The organism is Paraburkholderia sp. XV (genome assembly GCF_020177535.1).
Taxonomy (GTDB): domain Bacteria; phylum Pseudomonadota; class Gammaproteobacteria; order Burkholderiales; family Burkholderiaceae; genus Paraburkholderia; species Paraburkholderia caribensis.
Genome location: NZ_JAGUUD010000260.1, coordinates 1 through 1,409 on the forward strand (window position 1 = coordinate 1; position 1,409 = coordinate 1,409).

The 1,409-nt window shown below is 63.9% G+C and carries 2 protein-coding genes; both read right to left on the bottom strand.

Translation table 11 applies throughout. The annotated features are described in order from the left end of the window. Positions 1-181: 181 nt before the first annotated feature. Positions 182-1,159, bottom strand: coding sequence for a glycosyltransferase family 2 protein (locus KFO72_RS41805; RefSeq protein WP_225034550.1), 978 nt, complete (start codon positions 1,157-1,159; stop codon positions 182-184). Further along, positions 1,156-1,409, bottom strand: a 254-nt coding sequence (locus KFO72_RS41810) for a DUF2795 domain-containing protein (RefSeq protein ID WP_225034551.1), incomplete at its 5' end; no start/stop codon positions are given. The genes KFO72_RS41805 and KFO72_RS41810, both read right to left, overlap by 4 nt.

The following is a 1,409-nucleotide window of genomic DNA, read 5'->3' on the forward strand; positions in this document are numbered from 1 at the left end:
AACGCGCGCGATCAGATTCCGGGCATCGCATTGACGGGATATTCGCAGGCGGGGGATCAGGTTCGCGCGCGGCAGGCCGGGTTCGTCGTGCATCTGACCAAGCCCGTCGCGGCGCCCGTGCTGATCGAAGCGATTCTCGACGTGACGGGTAAGGCGCGCATAGGACGTTAGCCGTGCGACGTCATGGTTCAACCGATTCAGGGCAGTTTTGTTCTCGCGAGCGCGCCGTTCGTGCGCCTGTCGCGCGCGGCATCGAAGCGCGCCGGCGCTCGTGCCGCTTTACTTCACGCAGCATCCATAGCACGTCTCGCGACGCGCGTTGACGTTCGCCAATCGCCCACACGAAGCCGCACAACAGCGTCTCGCCGTCATTCAACAGCGTGCCTTCGCGCCAGAACGCAAGGAGCGCTTCGAACGTCCGTCCGATGGCGACGCCAACGGGCAGCCGCAGCCATGCAATCCATGCGGCGTTGCGCGCGAGCATGCGCCGCCGCAATGCGCTGTCGCGCACAGCGGAGGGATGGTGCGCGACGGTTAGCGAGTCGCAATACGCGATTGCATGACCTCGTCCTAGCACGTCGAGTGCGAGCAGTTCTTCTTCGCCGCCGATGAAAAGGCGAGCGTCATACCCGCCGGATTCGCGGAACACGGCTGTTCTGAAGACCGACGCGCCCGCCATATAACCGACGAGAGCCGGGCCGGGCAATCCCGTCGAATCGAGCGGGCTGTTCCGCATGACCACGCAGGTCGGGTCCGTTTCACCCGCATCGCCGACCACGATGCGGGCATTGAGCACCGCCGCGCGCGGCGACGCATCGAGCGCACGGACGGCTTGCGCGAGAGAGCCTGGCTCCCACCAGGTATCGTCGTCGCAGAAAGCAACATAGTCCGTTTCGACGCAGGCGACTGCCTGATTGCGGCCTGCCGCGCCGCTGTTGCTGCCGCACTGGACGACGCGTACGTCGGGGAACGCGAGGGCGATCATGAGAACCGTGTCGTCCGTGGATGCGTTATCGGCGACGATAATGCGCGGACACTCCGGCAGTGCACGCAGCCGGCACAACGTTTCGCGCAGACGCGCCGCACGGTTGTGCGTCAGTACGACGACCGAAATGCGCGATCCCGCGTCTTTCAGTCCAGCAGCGATCCCGTTGTTCACTGGATGCGCGAGATTTCTTTCGATACAGCCGATGGGCTGTCGTAATTGTGATCGGGCAGTTTGTCGATGAGATCGACGATGTCCGTGTTGGCGCGATTCTGCCGGGCGCGCTCCACCAGTTTTTCGCAGGTAGCCGGGTAATCGACGCCGGCCAACGCCTTCTGCACATCAATGGGACTGGGTTGGCCGGGGTGACGTTGATCCTGCGAATGGGCGGGATGCTGCGACATGCGTGTCCTCCGTTGATTCA